Annotated in this window: 17 protein-coding genes; 5 read left to right on the top strand and 12 right to left on the bottom strand. The window is 54.6% G+C overall.

Annotated features, from left to right (window positions below; genetic code table 11):
* Positions 1 to 3: 3 nt before the first annotated feature.
* Both recA and QQL54_RS15345 read right to left on the bottom strand, forming a co-directional pair.
* Positions 4 to 1,110, bottom strand: a complete 1,107-nt coding sequence (gene recA, locus QQL54_RS15350) for a recombinase RecA (RefSeq protein WP_284392453.1) — start codon at positions 1,108 to 1,110, stop codon at positions 4 to 6.
* Between the two features lie 177 nt (positions 1,111 to 1,287).
* The gene (locus tag QQL54_RS15345; protein WP_284392450.1) at positions 1,288 to 3,813 is read right to left on the bottom strand and encodes an ATP-binding protein; all 2,526 of its coding nucleotides are present in this window, start codon (positions 3,811 to 3,813) and stop codon (positions 1,288 to 1,290) included.
* Positions 3,814 to 3,901: 88 nt separating this feature from the next.
* Here QQL54_RS15345 and QQL54_RS15340 point away from each other — a divergent pair, with 88 nt between their 5' ends.
* Together QQL54_RS15340 and QQL54_RS15335 are read left to right on the top strand one after the other, a co-directional pair.
* Positions 3,902 to 5,743 (top strand): DUF885 domain-containing protein, encoded by a 1,842-nt coding sequence (locus tag QQL54_RS15340; protein WP_284392448.1) that lies wholly within the window; start codon positions 3,902 to 3,904, stop codon positions 5,741 to 5,743.
* Positions 5,740 to 7,587 carry a DUF885 domain-containing protein gene (locus QQL54_RS15335; RefSeq protein ID WP_284392446.1) on the top strand — a complete coding sequence of 616 codons (1,848 nt, stop codon included), beginning with the start codon at positions 5,740 to 5,742 and terminating at the stop codon, positions 7,585 to 7,587. The genes QQL54_RS15340 and QQL54_RS15335 overlap by 4 nt, the downstream gene beginning before the upstream one ends.
* A 47-nt stretch (positions 7,588 to 7,634) precedes the next feature.
* Here QQL54_RS15335 and dksA read toward each other — a convergent pair whose 3' ends face one another.
* Entirely contained in the window at positions 7,635 to 8,075 is a 441-nt protein-coding gene (gene dksA / locus QQL54_RS15330; protein WP_284392443.1) for an RNA polymerase-binding protein DksA, read from the bottom strand.
* A gap of 280 nt (positions 8,076 to 8,355) precedes the next feature.
* Here dksA and QQL54_RS15325 point away from each other — a divergent pair, with 280 nt between their 5' ends.
* Complete coding sequence (locus QQL54_RS15325; RefSeq protein WP_284392441.1) at positions 8,356 to 9,198, top strand: AAA family ATPase; 843 nt, start codon at positions 8,356 to 8,358, stop codon at positions 9,196 to 9,198.
* Positions 9,199 to 9,526: 328 nt separating this feature from the next.
* On the opposite strand, the gene QQL54_RS15320 is transcribed toward QQL54_RS15325, so the two are convergent.
* A complete protein-coding gene (locus tag QQL54_RS15320; protein ID WP_284392439.1) occupies positions 9,527 to 10,960 on the bottom strand; it encodes a sugar porter family MFS transporter in 1,434 nt (477 codons plus the stop codon).
* A gap of 171 nt (positions 10,961 to 11,131) precedes the next feature.
* Here QQL54_RS15320 and argF point away from each other — a divergent pair, with 171 nt between their 5' ends.
* Entirely contained in the window at positions 11,132 to 12,133 is a 1,002-nt protein-coding gene (gene argF, locus QQL54_RS15315; RefSeq protein WP_284392438.1) for an ornithine carbamoyltransferase, read from the top strand.
* Positions 12,134 to 12,141: 8 nt separating this feature from the next.
* Here the strand turns inward: argF and QQL54_RS15310 are convergent, their stop codons facing one another.
* The 3 genes from QQL54_RS15310 to QQL54_RS15300 form a co-directional block, all read right to left on the bottom strand.
* Positions 12,142 to 12,816, bottom strand: a complete 675-nt coding sequence (locus tag QQL54_RS15310) for a hypothetical protein (RefSeq protein WP_284392437.1) — start codon at positions 12,814 to 12,816, stop codon at positions 12,142 to 12,144.
* 80 nt (positions 12,817 to 12,896) lie between these two features.
* Complete coding sequence (locus tag QQL54_RS15305) at positions 12,897 to 13,934, bottom strand: FUSC family protein (RefSeq protein ID WP_284392435.1); 1,038 nt, start codon at positions 13,932 to 13,934, stop codon at positions 12,897 to 12,899.
* Between the two features lie 66 nt (positions 13,935 to 14,000).
* Complete coding sequence (locus QQL54_RS15300) at positions 14,001 to 15,686, bottom strand: alkaline phosphatase D family protein (protein ID WP_284392432.1); 1,686 nt, start codon at positions 15,684 to 15,686, stop codon at positions 14,001 to 14,003.
* Positions 15,687 to 15,816: 130 nt separating this feature from the next.
* Between QQL54_RS15300 and QQL54_RS15295 the strand changes: the two genes are divergently transcribed.
* Positions 15,817 to 16,107, top strand: coding sequence for a hypothetical protein (locus QQL54_RS15295; RefSeq protein WP_284392430.1), 291 nt, complete (start codon positions 15,817 to 15,819; stop codon positions 16,105 to 16,107).
* 10 nt (positions 16,108 to 16,117) lie between these two features.
* Here the strand turns inward: QQL54_RS15295 and QQL54_RS15290 are convergent, their stop codons facing one another.
* The 5 genes from QQL54_RS15290 to QQL54_RS15270 all read right to left on the bottom strand — a co-directional run bounded on the left by QQL54_RS15290 (position 16,118) and on the right by QQL54_RS15270 (position 21,026).
* Positions 16,118 to 17,335, bottom strand: a complete 1,218-nt coding sequence (locus QQL54_RS15290; RefSeq protein ID WP_284392428.1) for a cation:proton antiporter — start codon at positions 17,333 to 17,335, stop codon at positions 16,118 to 16,120.
* Positions 17,332 to 18,087: a hypothetical protein gene (locus QQL54_RS15285; protein WP_284392426.1), complete on the bottom strand. Its 756-nt coding sequence runs from the start codon at positions 18,085 to 18,087 to the stop codon at positions 17,332 to 17,334. The genes QQL54_RS15290 and QQL54_RS15285 overlap by 4 nt, the downstream gene beginning before the upstream one ends.
* Positions 18,084 to 19,115 carry a Rieske 2Fe-2S domain-containing protein gene (locus QQL54_RS15280; protein WP_284392423.1) on the bottom strand — a complete coding sequence of 344 codons (1,032 nt, stop codon included), beginning with the start codon at positions 19,113 to 19,115 and terminating at the stop codon, positions 18,084 to 18,086. The genes QQL54_RS15285 and QQL54_RS15280 overlap by 4 nt, the downstream gene beginning before the upstream one ends.
* A gap of 100 nt (positions 19,116 to 19,215) precedes the next feature.
* Positions 19,216 to 19,410: a hypothetical protein gene (locus QQL54_RS15275; RefSeq protein WP_284392419.1), complete on the bottom strand. Its 195-nt coding sequence runs from the start codon at positions 19,408 to 19,410 to the stop codon at positions 19,216 to 19,218.
* Positions 19,404 to 21,026 carry a glutamate synthase-related protein gene (locus QQL54_RS15270; RefSeq protein WP_284392415.1) on the bottom strand — a complete coding sequence of 541 codons (1,623 nt, stop codon included), beginning with the start codon at positions 21,024 to 21,026 and terminating at the stop codon, positions 19,404 to 19,406. Before QQL54_RS15270 ends, QQL54_RS15275 begins: the two co-directional genes overlap by 7 nt.
* Positions 21,027 to 21,045: the final 19 nt, after the last annotated feature.

Below are 21,045 nucleotides of genomic sequence, written 5' to 3'. Positions count from 1 at the left end.
GCGTTAAGCACCAACGCCTAATTGGGGGGAAACTCCATCATCTTCAACCTGTTCTTCAGACGGCATCAGCAGCTCTTCGTCTAGAAGACCTTTTTCGCGCAAGATCTTCTGCTCAATGTCCGCCATCATATCTGGATGATCAATGAGGAACTTGCGGACGTTTTCGCGGCCTTGGCCGATGCGTTCGTCACCGTAAGAATACCAAGACCCTGACTTTTCAATAACGCCGGCTATCACGCCCATATCGATCAGCTCGCCCGTTTTGGAGATACCTTCACCATACATGATATCGAATTCAACTTGACGGAAAGGCGGGGCCACCTTGTTTTTAACCACTTTCACGCGTGTTTGATTGCCCACAACTTCATCACGATTTTTGATGGCACCGATGCGGCGAATATCAAGCCGGACTGAGCTGTAAAACTTCAGCGCATTGCCGCCCGTTGTCGTCTCAGGAGACCCGTACATCACACCAATCTTCATACGAATCTGATTGATGAAAATCACCATACAGCCCGATTTGGAGATGGAGGCTGTCAGCTTACGGAGCGCTTGGCTCATCAACCGCGCTTGAAGACCCGGTAGCGAGTCGCCCATATCACCTTCTAATTCCGCGCGCGGCGTCAGAGCGGCAACGGAATCGATAACAAGGATATCAACGGCACCAGACCGGACGAGCGTATCGGCAATTTCCAACGCCTGCTCCCCCGTATCGGGTTGTGCGATCAATAGCTCATTGACGTCCACCCCCAGCTTAGCGGCATAGACAGGATCAAGCGCATGTTCAGCATCGATGAATGCCGCGACCCCGCCCGTTTTCTGACATTCAGCAATAGCGTGCAGAGTGAGTGTTGTTTTCCCGGATGACTCAGGACCATAAATCTCAATGACCCGACCTTTTGGTAGGCCACCTATACCGAGCGCGATATCGAGTCCGAGTGAACCGGTAGAAATACTCTCTACATCCATGGACGTTTTATCGCCCAGCTTCATCACAGAGCCTTTGCCGAACGAACGGTCGATCTGTGAGAGGGCCGCGTCGAGTGCTGCGGATTTATTCTTGTCAGTTGCCTTCTCGACAACTTTGAGCGGGGTTGTGTTTCTCGCCATGAGAAGTCTCCAATCGCGGGGTGCCGGAGCCCTTCGGTCCCCCAGGAAAGTCGCGGCTTTTATCGGACTGCCGTATAAACGCTATGTTTCATGTTTGTTCTCACTTTTCAAGCAAAGAACAAAAAAAGAACAGAAAACTTTGAACGCCCTTCATATTACGCTAAAATATCTTGTCGGTTATCCAACCGCCTCACCAATTTCCGATTTCACCTTTTCGGCCAACTCCGCCAAAGTAAACGGCTTAGGCAAGAAGGTCACATCGCGTTCTTCTGCCAGCAGGTCGGAGAACTTCTCTGCCGCATAGCCTGAAATGAATACGATGCGCGCATCGCCGAGTAAGTGCCGACCTTGTTTGAGCAATCCCGGCCCATCCAGACCTGGCATGACCACATCCGAGAGAAGGAGGTCAAACGGCTCGGTCGTAGCCTCTAATATCTCGAGCGCTTCCTCGCCGTCTTCCGCCTCAATAACTTGATAGCCGCGCTTGCGCAGGCTCTTTGCGGCGATGACCCTGACAGCCGCCTCGTCCTCAACGAATAGAATATTACCCTGCCCGGCCAAATCGGCGGGCTTGCGTTCGGCTGGCGGTGCTTTGACCACGACCTTTTCGTCCTCACCCAACCGAGGGGCAGCAGGCAGGTAAATCTTGAAGGTCGTCCCCTCGCCTAGCTTACTATCGACGGCCAGATGCCCGCCCGATTGTTGGATGACACCATAAACAGTGGCGAGTCCAAGGCCTGTGCCCTTGCCCTGATCCTTGGTCGTGAAGAATGGTTCGAAAATCTTGCCCTTCACTGCGTCCGACATACCCGTACCAGAGTCTGAAACGGAAATGAGGACGATATCGTCGACTGGGAATTCCTTCAGCGCAGATTGCAGGCCAGTGTCAGACACGGATGCGCGCGAAATACGTTCAGACCCAATAATAATACGGCCGCCGCCCTGTGCTTCCATCGCATCGCGCGCATTCACGCACAGGTTCATGATCACATTATCGAATTGCGACCGATCCACCATCACGTGCGGAAGATCACGAGCGTGGTTGATTTCTAGCTGAGCCTGACCGCCCAAGGTCTGTTTCAACGTCAGATACATATCGGACAGGGCTTCGGAGACATCGATACGTTCTGCCCGGCGCGTTTGCTGGCGAGAGAAGGCGAGTAGTTTTTTGACCAACGCCGCCGCTCTTGCGCCAGTGGCATTGATGTTCTGCAACTCCGGATAAGACGGATCGCCCACAGGGTGACGCTGTAGGAGTTCATCCGTGTTGAGGCGGATAGCCGTCAGAAGATTGTTGAAGTCATGCGCAACACCCGCCGTCAATTGTCCGACAGCTTGCATTTTCTGACTTTGTTGCACCTGTTCTTCGAGGGATTTGCGCGCGCTAATGTCAACGAGATAAGCCCAGAGCCGCTCTGGGACGATAGGGTCCGGAACAACATAGAGCGCTACAGGCACGCTGTTCGATCCTGATAGTGTGACGTCAATGGCGCCAAGATCGCTCATGTCCGCAGGCGACATGCCGGCCAGCGTTTTCTTGACCATCTGCCCCTCGAACAGAGACGCGAATGTTTCGCCCGCCGGGTCAGAGCGACCGGACAGGCTTCGATAAGCCTTGTTGGAATAGGTCACTCTGGCCGTGTTGATATCCGCGCCATCGACATGAAGAACACCGAAAGGAACCGAGGCAAAAGCCGAGGCTTGCTGATGAACCTGCCCAACAGCGGGAGACGCAGAGAGACTTGGACGCGCCGAAGCGCCCTTATCGGTACTGGGCCGGGACGTATGTCCGTGCAGCGCGACGGAGGCGATCAACTCGCCGCTATCCGTTGCTGTCCAGCGCGCAATCATCACAGTCGGGGTGACGACGCCCTTGCGTGTCAGCAACCGCGTATCAGCGCGGACGGTCTTACCGTGGACCGCATCTGATTCGAGCAGCACAAGCGGATCTTCAATAAATTCGTTCACATGCGCCGGGGTCAGCGCATCAGGACCACCGAGCCAGCGTTCCATTGTAGCATTGATCGCGAGAACCCGTCCGTCGCGCGTGACTGAAAATAGGCCGATTGGAGCCTCAGCGAGCGAGGATGTCGCATCATCCGCCCCTGCGATTTCATCGATTTGCCACAACAGATCATTCGGACCCGCGACCAGACGTGAGACCGTGATCCGAAACCGGGACAGAACACCGGACGGCATGATAAGATTGAGTTCTTCTTCTGCGCGCTTCGTATCGGCAGCCATATGATGCAGTCGGAAGATCGCGGCGGAGCCTTCAGACTCGGTCGTCGAAAAGACGCGGTCCAGTGTTGGCAACGTATCACCCAGAACCTGCACATCGAGTTTACGCGCGACATCCAGATAAGCGCGATTCGCGAGGGTCGGTTTTCCATCGCGCGTGATCAGCTGCGGTCGAACGGATTGAAAGAACGCGTCGCTATACAGACTATCCCGGCGTTCTGCGCGGCGATCATTCCGTCCCCCGGCACGCATTACGATCAACATGGCTGAGGCCAGCAGGACCGCTAACGCGATCACGCCGCCGACCAAGACCTGCAAGCCCGGCTCAAGACTGTTCCAAGCCAAGGCGCCCCAAATACTACCGACAAGCACCAGCGCGACAAGCACGATAATGCCAATCCACCCCGCCAACTGGCTCGGTTCCTTATAGGGCGTCGTATCACTGGGAATCACGTCACTCATATTTCTAGCTTTAGCGTTTAAATTGACATTGTGGCGAGAGTTTAAGACCTTAGCGAACCATAGTGCTCCTTCCACGGATTTCCGCTTCATGAAACATCTCTCCACCGCTGCCATTGCTAGCTTGATGATCGGGGCGACTGTTCTGCCGGGATGTCTCCCTGGAAGCAGTCAGGACGTCAGTCGCGAAGCGATTGTGGAACAAGAGAGTGAGCGCCTCAACGCTTGGTTTGTCGAACGTTACGAGGAAGGTCTTGCACGATCGCCGATGAGTCAGACCTATCTGGGCCGATCTGAGGGTTTGGACCGCCTTGATGACATTAGCCAGACCGCAGCTGATGAGGAAGCCGCGCTGCGTCGCAGCTGGCTCACAGAAATGCGGCGCGACTTCGATATTGATCGCCTCGATACTCAGACACGACTGTCTTACGAACTGTTTGAAGTCGAACAGAATGATTGGCTAGCCACCCATTCCGTTTCGCAAAACGACTACGTTTTTCAGCATATGAACGGGCCACATTCGAACCTGCCGAGTTTTCTCATCAACTTCCACAAAATCGAAAGCGAAAGCGACGCCCGCGCCTATATCTCTCGTCTTGAAGCGTTTGACGACTATTTCGGACAAGCTGAAGCCCGCGCCCGCGCGCAAGCCAACGCCGGCGTGCTATTACCGCGCTTTGTCTATGACAAGATTTCAGGACCATCGCGCAATATCATTACTGGCGCCCCCTTCACCGAAGGGGATGGCGACAGCCCGATCCTGACCGACTTCAAAGCCAAGTTAGAAACAGCTAACCTTGGTGATGCGCTCACATCGGAACTGCTTGACCAAGCCGAAACGGCCATGCTGTCCTCTGTTCAGCCTGCCTACCTCTCTTTGCTACGCATGTTTGAAGAACAGGCCGCGATGACGACAGATGAAGACGGCGCTTGGAAACTGCCGGACGCGGACAATTACTACGCCACGCGCCTGAAACATTACACAACGACGGATATGACTGCCGAAGAAATCCATGAGATTGGCTTAAATGAGGTCGCCCGCATTCAGGCCCGAATGCAGGAAATCATGGACCGGGTGGAATTCGAAGGCAGCTTGCAAGACTTCTACGCTTTTCTTCGTAGCGACCCGCAATTTTCATATACAGATGATGCAGACGGTCGCGCTGCCTACATCGCTGATGCGACAGCGATCATCGACGATATGCGCGGGCAGTTGAACGGATTATTTCTGACCAAACCCAAAGCTGACATGATCGTCAAACGGGTCGAGCCTTTCCGCGAAGCCACAGCCTTTGGCGCTTTCTATGATAGCCCTGCGCTCGACGGCTCTCGCCCCGGCACCTATTATATCAATCTCAAAAGCATGGCTGATCAGCCGAAGTTTTTGCAACAGGCGCTGGCCTATCATGAGGGCATTCCGGGCCATCACATGCAGATCGCCATCGCACAAGAATTGCAGGGACTTCCCCAATTCCGCACGCTTGGCGGCCACACAGCCTTCGTTGAAGGATGGGCGCTCTATGCTGAGGAAGTCCCGAAAGAACTCGGTCTCTACACCGACCCCTATAAAGAGTTCGGGCAGTTGGGCATGGAGATTTTCCGGGCTGCGCGCCTCGTTGTCGACACCGGTATTCATGCCAAGAAATGGGACCGCGAAAAAGCGGTCAGCTACTATCTAGAAAACATCCCCAATCCCGAAGGCGACGTGCGGGCCGAAATCGACCGCTACATTGTCTGGCCGGGTCAAGCGACGGCTTACATGATCGGGAAGCTCAAAATCATCGAATTACGCCGGAAAGCCGAGGCCGAATTGGGTGACGATTTTGATATAAGAAAGTTCCATGATGCGGTCCTGACAAACGGATCTGTTCCACTCGAAATTCTCGAAGCCAATATTGATCAATACATCACTGATACGAAGGATAAGTCATGAGCTACCTCCGCCCCCTTGCCGTCACGCTCGCTCTACTCGCCGCTTGCTCTCAGGCTGACGTACCCGCGACCACATCGACCCCAACGCCGCAAGTTGACGCCGCGCCGATCGCATCCGATCAATCCGAGTCAGATCGCGTCAATGCGTGGTTCGCCCGCCGATTTGAAGAAGAAGCGCTCAACCGTCCCGAATATCTGGCGCAGCTTGGACGCAAACAACGTCAAGGCGAATGGAATGACGAAACCAAAGCCGCGTGGCTTAACCGCATGGACCGCGCCCAGTCCGACCTCGATTTCCTGACCGAGGAAGTCGATGTCGCCACGCTGGATGAAGACGCTACTCTATCCCACCGACTTTACGTCAAGAATGCCCAAGACCGGCTCGAAGGAATGCGCTGGTACGGCTATTCTTACCCATTCAATCAGATGCGCGGCACCCATTCCGGGATTCCAACTTTCTTGTTGAATCAGCACAACATCGACAATGAGGCCGAAGCGGAAGCCTATATTGCGCGCCTAGCTGGTATTCCAGAGAAGCTCGATCCCGTCATCCAACGATCGGCCGAGAGTTTTGATCGCGGCATCGCGCCGCCCAAATTCGTCTACGCCCATGTTTTGCGCGATATTAGCAACATATTGTCCGGAGCTCCGTTTGAGGACTCTGAAGACCTCAACCTGATCCTGGACGACTTTAAAAAGAAGGTCGATCTGCTCGACCTGCCTGATAACACGCGCGAGAGATTATTCTCTGACGCGATTGAGGCGATGGACGATGCTGTTGGCCCAGCCTATCGGCGTTTGGAAACGGAATTACGCCGCCAGCAGGCGGGTGCGAGTGACGATGACGGGGCTTGGAAACTCCCCGACGGTGCGGACTATTATGCGTATCGCCTGCGTCGGATGACCACGACAGATTTATCGGCCGATGAGATCCACGATATTGGCCTGCGCGAGGTCGACCGCATACACGGCGAAATGCGCGAGATCATGAAATCCGTCCGGTTCGAAGGCGATTTACAGGACTTCTTCGAATTCATGCGCACGAGTGAGCAATTCTACTATTCGAATGATGACGATGGAAAAGCGCGCTATCTGCGTGAGGCAACATCGATCATCGACGTGATGGAAGGCCGATTGGACGAAGTCTTTCTACGGAAACCAAAAGCGGAGATGGAAGTCCGCGCGGTCGAAGCCTTCCGCGAACAAAGCGCGGGCAAAGCCTTCTATTCGAGGCCGGCAGCCGACGGCTCTCGTCCCGGTTATTATTATGCCAATCTCTATAATATGGCGCGGATGCCGACTTATCAGATGGAAGCCCTCGCCTATCACGAAGGCATTCCCGGCCATCACATGCAGATCGCCATTGCTCAGGAATTGGAAGGTGTGCCGAACTTCCGCAAGTTTGGCGGTTACACGCCTTATTCCGAGGGTTGGGGGCTCTACTCAGAATATCTGCCCAAGGAGATGGGCTTCTATGAGGACCCCTATTCTGACTTTGGGCGTCTGGCGATGGAACTTTGGCGGGCCTGCCGTCTGGTTGTCGATACGGGCTTGCATCACAAACGGTGGACCCGTCAGGAGGCGATCGACTATTTGGCCGAGAACACGCCCAATCCTCAGGGTGACATCGTCAACGCTATCGAGCGCTATATCGTTATGCCGGGTCAGGCGACCGCTTACATGATCGGTAAAATCAAAATCCTAGAGTTGCGCGAAAGATCAAAGGCGGCCCTAGGCGACGCATTCGATATTCGCGACTTTCATGAGGTGGTGCTGTCAAGCGGTGCGGTGCCGCTCGACGTGATGGAAGAACGGGTCAACGCTTACATCGAAGCGGCCCGTTAGGCCAAACCACCTAACCTCAAAAACCGATTAGACAGATGCGGGTTGGCTTAGCCGGCCCGCAGGCGCTCTTCGCGCTCGTGCATTTCCTGCGCTTCGACCGACATAGTCGCGATGGGGCGCGCTTCGAGGCGGCGTGCGCCGATAGGGTCGCCCGTTTCTTCGCAATAGCCGTAAGTCCCGTCCTCAATGCGGGCGAGCGCCTTGTCGATTTTACGGACAAGTTTGCGAAGTCGGTCTTTCGTGCGCAGTTCGAGTTGACGGTCAGCATTATAGGTCGCGACGTCGGACGGGTCAGGGTGATTGACCCGCTCGCCTTGCAGATATTCGACCGTTCCGCGCGTCTCCACCGAGATTTCCTCTCGCCAATTGATCAGACGACGGCGGAAATATTCCCGCATCCGATCATTCATGAAGGTCTCATCATCGCTCGGCACATAGTTGGCCGGAATGATGACCGATTTGGCGGTTTTTGATTTGGATTTGGTCATGGTCGTTCCCCGAACAAGCGCTACGCGTTGATGCAGAGACCGCCGGGCATTTTGCCTCTGTCGGTCCAATTCGCTCATCCCATCGAGAGCGTTCCGAACACCGTCCGGATAGAGGCGCGTTATTTCGCAATGCGTTCAAGCTCAAGAGGCAGGCGCACATATAGCTGATAATTCCAAGGAACGCTTCAAAAGCCTGATTTTTTAGCGTCAGACGCTCTTGCGTTGGGCGGATTTACTCCCGACAGAGCGACCAATTAACCGGAACAGAGAGATTTTTAAGATGCGATTCGAGGGTACGAAGGATTACGTCGCTACCAAGGACCTGATGATGGCGGTCAATGCCGCGATCACTTTGGAACGTCCGCTATTGATCAAAGGTGAACCCGGAACCGGCAAAACTGTCCTCGCCCATGAGATCGCCAAAGGACTCGGCGCGCCCTTGCTGGAATGGAACATCAAATCCACAACCAAAGCACAGCAAGGTCTCTACGAATATGATGCTGTGGCTCGCCTGCGTGACAGTCAACTCGGCGATGGTCGGGTCAATGAGATCGGCAACTATATCAAGCGCGGCAAGATTTGGGATGCATTCGCGAGTGAAGAGCGCCCGATCCTGTTGATCGACGAAATCGACAAGGCCGATATCGAATTTCCAAACGACCTCCTGCATGAACTCGATAAGATGAGTTTTCATGTCTACGAGACCGGCGAAACGGTCACGGCTGAACAACGTCCCATCATCATCATCACGTCGAATAATGAAAAGGACCTGCCGGACGCGTTTCTGCGACGTTGCTTCTTCCACTATATCCAATTCCCGGACGAGCAGACGATGGCCGAAATCGTCAACGTTCATTTCCCGGATCTGAAGCCACGACTTCTGTCAGCTGCACTGAAACGTTTCTTCGAAGTTCGCGCCATGCCTGGTTTGAAGAAGAAGCCCAGCACGTCTGAGCTTCTTGACTGGCTGAAACTGCTGCTGGTTGAAGATATTGATCCGGAAACGCTGCGTGAAACCGACAAGTCCAAACTGATTCCACCGCTGCACGGCGCTTTGCTCAAGAATGAGCAAGATGTGCATCTGTTTGAACGTTTGGCGTTTCTGACCCGTCGCGAGGGGTAACGGCGTCACTTCGACTGTCGGCTATCGACATCACGGAAAGGTGAAGGGTCCTCTGGCGGAACTATTTCATCTGTTCGTTATGTTTTGAGGGGGCAGCCAATCGCGCTCAGCCAAGCCTCACCCGCAACCAAAATCACGATTCGGTGAGGTTAAAGGCCTAACAGCAGTGCTAAAAAGAACATCAGCACGGCCAGAAGAAGATGTTTGATCGCCTCAAGCATGATCGGCTTTTAACAGATTAAACCCTGCTCGCCTAGACGGCAAATGCCGAATGCCGAGGAACAACTCGGCATTCGGTTAACAAGACGATCAATCAAGATCAGACGATTTAGCCATCCATATCTTCTAGTTCCTTGCCCTTAGTTTCATTGACGAACCAGAGAACGAAGAAGACTGAGATCAGCGCGAAAGCCGCGTAGATCGAGTAGGCCGCTGCAAGACCAATACCTGCAAGGAAGATCGGGAAAGTGAAGGTGATGGCGAAATTCGTCAGCCATTGCGCCAGCCCTGCGATGGCCAGACCGGACCCGCGAATCTGGTTCGGGAACATTTCGCCGAGCATGACCCACATTACCGGCCCCCAAGACATGTTGAAACAGACCACATAAGCATTGGCCGCGATCAGCGCGATTAGGCCCATCTGACCTGGAAGCTGCAACGTCCCATCGACGACGACGCCTTTGGAGAAGGCAAAGGCAACAAGAGCCAATGAAATCGCCATGCCGACAGAACCCCAAACGAGGAACGGCTTGCGCCCGATTTTGTCAATCGTGGCTAGCGTGATCAAAACGGCGGCGATGGAGAGACCGCCCGACAGAACGTTGATCAGCAGGGCATCACTTTCGGTAAAGCCCACCGCTTGCCAAAGCACGGCGCCGTAATAGAAGACGACGTTGATCCCAACGAGTTGCTGGAACATGGCCAAGCCAATGCCGACCCAAACGATGGTACGGAAGACGACGCCTCCACTCGCTTTCGTGGCCAGTGTATCAGACAAGCGCGGCTTGTGGTCATTGGCAAGCGAGTCACGGATTTCACCGACTTTAACCGCCGCTTTCTTGGCGCCGAACAGTTTGGTCAGCGTGTTCATGGCGGTCGTTTCGTCGTCCTTGAACATAGAATAGCGCGGGCTCTTCGGAATGAAGAACAACAGGCCAAGGAAGAGGAAGGCCGGGATCAGTTCCATCCAGAACATCCAACGCCAAGTTTGGAACCCGCCCCAGAATTCCGCAGTCGAACCGCCAGCCATCTTGGCCAAGAAATAGTTGGACAGAAAGGAGAGGAACAGGCCGAAAATAATCGCGACTTGCTGAATGGAGGTCAGTCGGCCCCGCTTCTCAGCGGGTGCAATTTCGGAAATATAAGCTGGCGCCATCACGGAAGCCGCCCCAACCGCGAGACCGCCAATGATGCGGTAGATAATGAATTCCGTCGGTGCGCCTGCGACGCCCGAACCCCATGCGGAAATGATGAAGAAGATCGCCGCGGCAATCAGCATGTTCTTGCGACCGAACTTATCCGCCAGCCAACCCGCCGCAAAGGCACCAACAGCGGAACCCAGCAACATGGACGATACAGAGAAGCCCGTTCCGACGCTGTCAGAATTGAACGCTTGCTGTAGCCCGTCAACCGTGCCGTTGATAACACCGGAGTCGTATCCGAACAGAAAACCGCCCAGCGTCGCTACGATTGTGATTAGAAAGATGAAGCTGGCATTTGCCTGCCCGTCATTATCGACTGGCTTGACCGTCGTACTGGCCATGGTTTTCCCCTTGTGACGTGCCGCCCGATGAAAATTCGAGCTGACCTGTTTACGGTGAACATCTTGCAAAATGACAGCGGTGTCAATTCAGACTGAAAGATTTGCACAAAGCCAACCCGTGAGTTCGTCAGGCTCTCGACTTCCGATCCTGAGATTGGCATGGAGGCGCGCATGGCCAGCCCACTTTACGGAAAACATTTTCTCAAACTGCTCGATTTCGACGCGAGACAGATAAGCTACCTGCTCGATCTGGCGATTGAGTTGAAGCATGCGAAACGATCCGGCACTGAACAGCGCCGATTAGTCGGCAAAAACATCGCACTCATCTTTGAAAAAGGCTCAACCCGGACCCGGTGCGCGTTCGAGGTTGCGGCAGCCGATCAAGGCGCAGGCGTCACCTATCTTGGGCCGGAAGGCTCACACCTTGGCAGCAAAGAAAGCGTGAAGGATACGGCGCGCGTTCTTGGCCGCATGTATGACGCCATCGAGTATCGGGGTTTCGGACAGCAGATCGTCGAAACACTGGCCGAGCACGCGGGTGTCCCTGTCTATAACGGCCTGACCGACGAGTTTCATCCAACGCAGATGTTGGCTGATTTGATGACGATGCAGGAACATTCCGACAAGCCGCTTGGTAAAATAAGCTATGCTTATGTTGGCGACGCGCGGTGCAATATGGGTCACTCACTGATGATCGCTGGGGCTTTGATGGGCATGGATGTCCGCATCGCTGCGCCAAAAGATTTATGGCCGGACGACATCGTCCGCCAAGCGGCGCAGTCAGCCGCAGAGGCTAGCGGCGGTTCTCTGACCATTACGGAAGACCCAAAAGCCGCTGTTGCGGGTGTGGATTTCATTCATACGGATGTGTGGGTGTCTATGGGCGAGCCTGACACGGTCTGGGCAGAGCGCATCAAACTACTCAAACCTTATCAAGTGAATGCCGCACTGATGGCGGCATCCGGTAATGCGGAGACCAAATTCATGCATTGCCTACCCGCGTTCCACAATCCGGAGACCAAAGTCGGTCAAAATATCCAGAAAGCGTTCGGTCTCAGCGAAATGGAAGTGACGGATGAAGTCTTCGAAAGCCCTGCGGGCATCCAGTTCGATCAGGCGGAAAACCGGATGCACACGATCAAAGCTGTGATGGTCGCCACTTTAGCGAAATAGCCGAAAAGCTAGAACGGTTTGACGGCACCGAGGAACGCTGTCCCGGCAATCAGGATCCAATAGAAATAAGCGACGCCGCGACCAATCGCGATGGAACGTTTTAACGACGCTTCAACTTCCGCATTCGGTCCCTCGGCGAGTGTTCTGAAATGGGTGTGCCATTCGGACATCACCCAGCGCAGGACGACACCGATGCAAAGTGCCAAGGCAAAGGTCAGGATTTTCGCCGCATACCAATTCTGCCCCTCACCTGCTTCAAACGGTCCCATGCCCATCAAAGACGTGATGGAGACGATGAACAGCGTCGGAATAAGAAGGTAACGTGTCCAGTCTTCGATCTTGTAGAGCTTATCCGAGATTGGTTCTTTGCGTTTCGCAAAGGCAGTCCAAGTCAGCGCAAACCAGAGACCAAAGACAAGCCACATGCCGGTCATCCAAGCCCCGCCATAAGGATGGAAGCCCCAAATATATCCCATATGTAGGCCGAGCGGCAGCAAGGAAATAATCCCGGTCCGGGCCATGATATCAATGCGGTAGGCCGTATCCATATGCCGCATTCTCTCCTCTAGAGAGAGCTTCGGATTACAGACTTTGTAGGACGTTTGGAACACGCCCCATTCCCCGCCGAGCCAATACACCATCGCTAGGATGTGCAGCCATCTCAGAATATCAACTGTTGCCATAATATGTTCCCCTGCAGGACGTTATGAAACGAGCCTGCGGCGAACGTTATGATTATCCTCAAACTTGCCTTGGAGTGGGGCTACGGCATGATTTCCTTGAGCTTTGATGGCACTTTTTCTGTTAGTGACGGACCTTCCTCGGACGCCAACGCCGTCCTGATATTATCGATGCAGCGACTAATTTCGCGAAGAGCGAAGGCGACGGAGGCAGCCCCTTTGGTATCTGCGTCCTGAAGGTCTCGACCGGACAGGCTATCGTCGACATTGTCGATGGCCTGTTCGAAGGCGTCATCCGCCTCTCCATCATGATCCTCTTCCGACAACGCTTCAATCGCTGTCCGGCCCGCTTTTATAAGGTCGTCTCGTGTGATGACGCTCTCGTCAAAACGGGACAATGGACTGTCGACGCGATCCAGAAAAATGATCGAATTATAGAGTTCCTGAATGGCTTCTATCGTCGCGTGAAGCCTGTCCTTCTGTGTTGATTTCGCTGCCCCCGCTACTGTTCGACAAGATGACAGCGATTGATGAAACTTCTGACGCGCAGCCTCAGAGCGATCACTGTCTTCTTCGTCTTTTAACGCCCACTCATATCGGTCAGCAGCGGCTCTTAGGGCCTGCCGTCTATGACGGGCGGCCCGCTTAGCTGCGCTTTCAGGCCAGACGATCAAGCTCACACCAATCCCGACCACAATTCCGATACCAATGGCGATAGCGCGGGCTTGGGCGACATCAATATCACCACTCGTATCTGCGAGCGCGAGGGCCACGGCGGCTACCACGCCATATCGCCAATTTGAGCGAAATCCGGCGATGAAGTTCATCACGAACATGACAATAGCGAGCGCAACGGCAACGCCATACCCGTTCGGCAGCAAAAACAGGCATACCAATCCGATCGCGCTTCCGACCAGTGTCGCTAGAAGTCGCTCCCACCCCGCCGAAACCGTACGACCAATACTCGGCTGCACAATAAGGACTGCGGACAGGACCGCGAGGAAGGCATCGTCCGAGCCCATCCATTTGATAATGATATAACACAGGGTTGCTGCGACGGCGGATTGTAAACCTAGCCGGAAAGCATCCCGCGTTTGCTGGTGATCAAAGTCGAAATTCATGGGAAGCCTTCGGTTAACACGAACCAACCCATTCAACGAAGGACCGACCAAAAAGTGCCCAAAGAGTTACAGCGCGTCTAAAACCACCGACCCATTTTGACGGGCGATATTGAAACTCACATCAACCATCGCTGTGTAATCCGTTGTCAGTATCGTATCGACCCTGACGAAATCGGCCCGGGCAGAATCCCGACCAATAGAAAGATCGATATAGCCCTTTCCAAACGGGTTATGATGGCGAACCATCACATTGCGTTCGTTCAGCAGTCGAGAATAGGTTGCCGCATCTTCGCCGAAATAGGCCGACCCACCAGGCGATGTCACCGCGGATGTCGCAAGCTCTACCCCCATCCGTCGGCCATCTTTGGCGAACAGTTCATTCGCCCACCATTCATGCGTATCTCCCGTCAGCACGATAAGGTCGCTCGCGCCGGCGGCCGTCATCATGTCGTAGAAGCGCTCTCGTGCTGCCGGATAGCCGTCCCACGCATCTAAATTGAGCGGCACGTCTAGGGTCGTCAGCGCAATGTAATCTCGGATCTGAGGCACTTGCTTTGCCAATGCAGCTATTGATGGCGAGTTGATAAGAGGCATCAAATTCGGCGCTTGGACTTCCGCCATAATGATTTGATTGGCGATCAGGCGCCAGCGCGTTCCGGATTGAACGGACTGGGTCATGGTCATCTTTAGTGCGGCGGCTTGCGGCTGTCCAAGCAGTTCACGGCGTTCGTCCACTAGGTCAATCGTCTTGAATTGAGCCACCCCCTCAGGCGTAGCTAACGTTGGGCCAACCGTATCGTAATTGAGCGGTTCAGACCGCGCCATGAGCCGCGTTTCCAGAGTCGCAAGTGTCAGCAGATCGCCCCACTGAAACGTTCGTAGCAAAGCCTCGGCAGCTATCCCCGGTTTCGGATCACGAACTGGCATCCACTCATAATAGGCACGCAAGGCGGCGCTGCGGCGTTCGTCCCAATCCCCTTCGCTCAGATCATGATTTTCCGCCCCGGCCTTCCAACTATCATTACTTGTTTCATGATCATCCCAGATCGGAATCAGCGCATGAGCCGAGTGCATCGCAATGCTGCCCGGGTCCGATTTGTACTGGGCATGACGCGCGCGATAATCAGCGAGCGTGATGATCTCGTGGCTCGGCACATGCTCACGACCGATCTGTTTCGAGACCTCGCCGCCATACCCATCAATACCATATTCGTAGATATAATCGCCAAGATGGATGACCGCGTCGATATCGTCGCGCCGAGAGATGGCGTCATAGACATTGAAATGTCCGAATGCGTAGTTGGAACATGACACGACGGCGAACCGCGCTTTGTCAACCATCCCTGCGGGCAGTGTCTGACTGCGGCCTATGGGCGAAACAGTCTCCCCAACCCTGAACCGATAATGATAGACCTGACCCGGCTTAAGGTCTTGGACTTCACTCTTGACCGTCCAATCGCGGACGCCGTTTGTTCGCGTCTTGCCGCGCGCAACAATCCTCTCGAAATCTAAATCGATCGCGACTTCATAGGCGACCGGAACGTCACCACTGACACCGTCTGGCAGGCTGACGCGGGTCCAGATCAAGAACCCGTTCGTCATCGGTTCACCCGATGCGACACCGTGCAGGAACTGTGCGCCAGACAAGTCCGCATGCGGCTTTGACATAGAAGACGTGGCGCATCCTGACAGGCCGCCAGCCAAACCGCCTAATAGGCTTGTCTTCAAAGCTCCTCGTCTGGAAATCCGCATTCTGTCCTCCCAAAGCCGCGACTCGCTTTCTCTTTGCACTTGTTTCATGACCTTAGCATGTCAACCAACTCAGGCTTTGCCTCATCCGGCATCTGATGACGGTCGATTAATACAAGACAGGAGCCCTCACATGTCCAAGGATATCCCAGCTCTTCTTGAAGAGGCTGCCGAGCGGGGTTTCGTCAAGAATTTCGAAATCCGTGAAACAGCTTTATTCTGCCGAGAAACGAAACGGTCCTACATAGACCGAGCCATCCGCACCGTAGACATTATTCAAAAAGATGCGGGCACCGACCCGGGCGATGAAGCCACACTGTTCCTGCTTGAAGCGGAAGATGGCGAGCGAGGCATTTTGCTGATCGGCAACCCCGCGTCGCTATCGGCGGAAGAGCGCGCTATTCTGGACAGTCTACAAAGCTAAGTTTGACGTCTTAGCCACTCTTGGCTTCCGTTTCCGCCGCACTTTTTCCACCTAAAGCTTTGCTAAACGGCGCAGCGGTCATGCCGTGTAAAACGATGCTCATAAGTACGGTGACCGCTACAATCGCCTGAATGAATTCGGCATCTTTCACACCAAGATCTTCGAGGATCAGGAGCGCGAATAGAAGTGACGCCAATCCGCGTGGCCCAAACCACCCCATGAACGCAATTTTTGGCAGCCCAATTTTACTCCCGATCATGGCTATTGCGACCGGCAGCATTCGTACTAGGGTTAGGCTCAAACCGGCATAGACAACCATCTGGATCGTCACATGATGCAGGGCTTCCGGCAGGATCAATGCCCCGAACAAGAAAAATGTCATCTGAGCAAGAAACTGGCTTTCAGTCTCGGTGAACTCGTTCAAGAACTTCGCGTAATTCGCTTTGAGGTTTCCATACGTCAGACCCGCAATGAATGCGGCGATGAATCCGTTTCCGTGGAACGTCTCAGCAACGGCATAGGCGATGACAGCGAGCGCCATTGCGGCCACGCCTTGAAACTCCGGTGTAATCCATTGCTTGTCAGCCGCCTTCGCAATCAACTTTCCGCCGATCCATCCAACGATCACGCCCGCCAGAGGCCCAATAATCAACTGGAGCGCCAGAAAGATCAGCCAGTTTTCTTCGCCCGTCTGGTGGGTCATATTCAGGAAACAAGCGAAAAATAGAACGGCTGGAAGCGCGATCCCGTCATTCAGTCCGCTTTCAACATTCAGCCCCTGCCGAACTTGAAGTGGGACTGACTTATCCGCCAAAACAGCACTACCCAGAGCCGCATCTGTGGGGGCCAGAATGGCCGCGACTAAAGCCGCCATGAACCAAGGCATGGTTGGGAAAAGTAAAATTCCGACAATTGTGCCGGTTAGAATGATTAGAGGCAAAGCAATACCAAGAAGACGTCCGGGTATCGCCTTCATCATCTTCAGTTCGGACAATGAAATCTGCGATGCGTCTGCGGCCAACACCAGAATAAGTGTGAGTTCTGCCAGCGTGTGCAGCCCACCCTCATCATAGGTCAGCCCGCCCTGTTCCATAAGGACTCGGCTCAGCAGAAACCCACCGAGCGTGAACAGCATCGGCAAAGTCAGAATACTGCCCTGAATCCGCTTCGACACCAGCGCAAAAATAAAGAAGGCTGACCCAAAGATCAGAAACAGGTTCAAGGTCATGCGAGCCTCTGCAGGCTATCTTCAACCAGTGTCAGCCGAGACATATTACCCATACGGTCGAGCTTAGCCGTCATAGAAACCGGCACAGCGATATGATCCAATATAAGTTGGTTGATCGCACCACCATCCGGCGCTGCAAGAACAAAGCCGTTACCGCCACAACTCAGCCCGCCAGCCGCATCTTTAGATGGACGAATACCAGGCGAAAAATAGACAGGCTGCCCGCCCCGAATACATAGCGTGGCGCAGCCTCGGTGAGTCCGGCCATAGCCCGGGTTCATGATCCCCATAAAACATTGCGCATCGAGAATTTCACCGATCATCGAGACAGTTTCGGACGGCTGAGGAACTGGAGCCGCAGGCAGGTCAGCATCTATCGCCGCTATGTCGCCCTCAGCGACGCCCAGCATGAAGCAATTACCGCGTACAATACGAACGCCTGTCGCCCGAACCACTTGCCCGTCTAACGGACGTGTATAGCGATCCGAACCGTGCTTGCCGAAGCCTGCCAAGACAATGGCTTCGTCACCGATCCATAAGGTCGGGTAAGGATCAAAACTCAACCGTCCCGTCAGCGTTACCGGTGTCCCGGTTTCCCAGCGACCACCGCCAGATGAACGTGCGCGACTGCCAAGAACCGCTCCGGCCGCGGCTAGACCGATAAGTCCGGCAGGCACGGCTTTGAACAGGAAACGTCGGTCTTGATCGGGCAAAGGGCTGTAGCCGGCGTAGAAGTCGTTATTGTCTGTCATGTCGCCACCGGAACTGCGGGTCGTGTTGTCCCCAACGGATCGGGGGTCGAGCGAACCCAAATGGTCCCGTCTTCGAGCTTCACTTCGTGGGTTTGCACACGGTCTTCGAACGGCGGCGGGGCCGCACCCGTTTCAGGGTCGAATTGAAAGCCATGCCAAGGACAGGTCACTAAGCCGCCAAGAATACAGCCTTCGCCCAACGGACCATTCTGATGCGAACAGACGCCGACGATTGCTGAGATACCTTTTTCATATCGAAAAACCGCAATCCGTTCGCCCGATTTTGGAGTCAGCGTAATGGCCCGGTTGAGAGGGATTTCGTCTGGACGTCCTGCGGACATCCACTCACCAGACAGTTCAGACGCAAGATCGGCTTTCCGGCCTTTCAGGATGGCACCAATGTGGAGCGCAGTTAGGCTCACCGCGCCTAATGTCAGCGCAATCAGAAGTCCGCCCGATTTGTCAAATTGCGCGGTTCCAAGCGCGACATGGCCGATGAGGAGCGCATAGGCCGCATAGACGCCCATATGTAGCGCTTTCCAGACGGGCGGAGACAGGCGCGACAGCCAGAAATCATGGCTAGTTGCGGCCATTACGCCAAGGATAAGCAGTGCGGCGAGGCCAAGGCTTTCAAACGGAAACTCAATCGGCACAACATAATCACCGTAACCGCCAATCGCAGACGATATCGGGTTAATCGGCCCCGACCCGTGATACCACATCAAGGCCAGAGCCGCGTGAGCCAGCGAGATCAGAGCCGTCACCACGCCGAAATGTCGGCGGTTATAGAGCAGCGGCTTGATCCGATCTGACAGGCGCGCCAACGGGCCGATTGCCAAGATGATATGCAGAAGAACGATCGCACAGGTGCCCAAAGCCCGCATGATTAAGACAACTGGATCAGCAGCCTGTTGCGCGATGCCAACCGCGGTGAATGTTCCAAGATAGACGGCAATCGCGGCCAGCAATATTAGGTCATAAGCCTTCTTCTGGCCATTCCATTGTACCGAGACAAAGGCGTGACTCATAATCCTGTCCCGTGAATTTGGACCGCGACGATGAGAATGGCGGCCAGCACAATGGGCAGGCCCATCCAAATCAACGTGTGAGCCTTACGGTGTGCACGCTTCATGATTTTCGTCCGAGGATAAGCAAAGGCCAGAGCAGCAAGGCCCCCGGCATGAGCATCAGTCTTAGAATAACCGCCTTACCCTCAATCGGCGCTTCGCGGACGCCAAGGATCACAAACCAGAGGGCAAAGATTAGACCGATCAGCCCGTAAACGCCGAGACCGTAAGCGATCCAATTCGCGACCGTCAGCACGAGCCGCGGCCCACACCGCCAAAGCGGACGCCCGACAGGTCCGCCATATCACCTTTCCAAGTGATCAAATCGTCAGCGTTGAACTGAGACAGATCGTCATGGCCACAGGCGCGCGCTAGGATTTTCATCAGCTCGACTGACGTCTCGAAATACCGCGCCAACTGTTTGGCGGATGTCTCAGCAATCAGGCGCGCGACCAGATGTTCTTTCTGCGTTGCGATACCGACGGGGCAATTATTCGTATGACATGCCCGCATACCCAAACAGCCAATCGCTTGCAGCGCAGCATTGGAAACAGCCACGGCATCGGCGCCAAGCGCGAGAGCTTTAGCGAAATCACCGGGCGTTCTCAGCCCGCCTGTGATGACCAATGTGATATCACCCCGGCCCCGATCATCGAGATGTTTCCGAGCCCGCGCCAGAGCCGGAATGGTCGGCACCGAAATATTGTCGCGGAAGATCAGCGGTGCCGCCCCCGTGCCGCCGCCGCGTCCATCGAGGATGATATAGTCGACGCCCACTTCCAACGCGGCGTCGATATCCTTTTCGATATGCTGGGCAGAAAGTTTATAACCGATCGGAATCCCACCCGTGTGAGCGCGGACTTCTTCCGCAAATTCTCGGATCTGTGAGGGTTTCGTCCATTCCGGAAACCGAGCCGGGGAGATCGCAGGCTCTCCCTCTTTCAGGCCGCGAACCTCTGCAATCTTACCTTTGACTTTCTCGCCCGGAAGATGCCCGCCTGTTCCGGTCTTGGCGCCTTGCCCACCTTTGAAGTGAAACGCCTGAACTTTGAGGAGCTTGTCCATGGAAAAGCCAAACTTTGCAGAAGCGAGTTCGTAGAAATAACGCTGATTGGCTTCTTGTTCTTCAGGAAGCATCCCGCCCTCACCCGAACAAATCCCAGTCCCCGCCATATCCGCGCCCATCGCCAAGGCGACCTTGGCTGAGGCGGACAGGGCCCCGAAACTCATGTCTGACACGAATAAAGGGATGTCTAAAACCAACGGCTTTTTTGCGTTCGGCCCGATCACAGTCTTGGTCGACACATCGGCATCATCCAAAAGTGGCGGTCTGTGAAGTTGAGCTGTGACGAACTGAATATCGTCCCATTTGGGAAGCTCGCCGAGTGGAACACCCATAGCATCCGTTGTTCCGTGATGACCGGTCTTGGACAAGCCGTCGCGAGCATAAGATTGGATCATCGCCGTATGCGGTTCTTCCGATACACCGTGTGATGGGTCGGAAAAACGCCCGAGATACGTATCACGATCAAAGGGTTGCGGATTGCCAAGTTCCCACTCGCGAACTTCGTCCTCATCCACGAAGACATCTCCGTCCTCCGTCCAAGACGTAAACTTGTTCAGAGCCTCGCCATTATCGTATTCGCTAACACCCGTATCGATCCGGAAATCCCAGTTGTGAACACCGCAAATCAGATTGTCGCCGTCGACGTGACCATCTTCCAGCAAGGCACCGCGATGTAGGCAACGTCCGTAGAGAACAGAGACTTTGTCATCGTAGCGAACGATGACCAAGTCGACATTGGCTACAATGGCACCCGCAGGCTTACGATCTTCAAGTGCCGCCCAATTTGCGACCTTCACTGGAGTCATACTATATTCCTAAATCAGA

The sequence above is a fragment of the Algimonas ampicilliniresistens genome (genome assembly GCF_030159955.1).
Classification (GTDB): Bacteria; Pseudomonadota; Alphaproteobacteria; order Caulobacterales; family Maricaulaceae; genus Litorimonas; species Litorimonas ampicilliniresistens.
The sequence above is the reverse complement of the archived record's forward strand: the minus strand, read 5'-3'. Positions and strand labels throughout refer to the sequence as shown.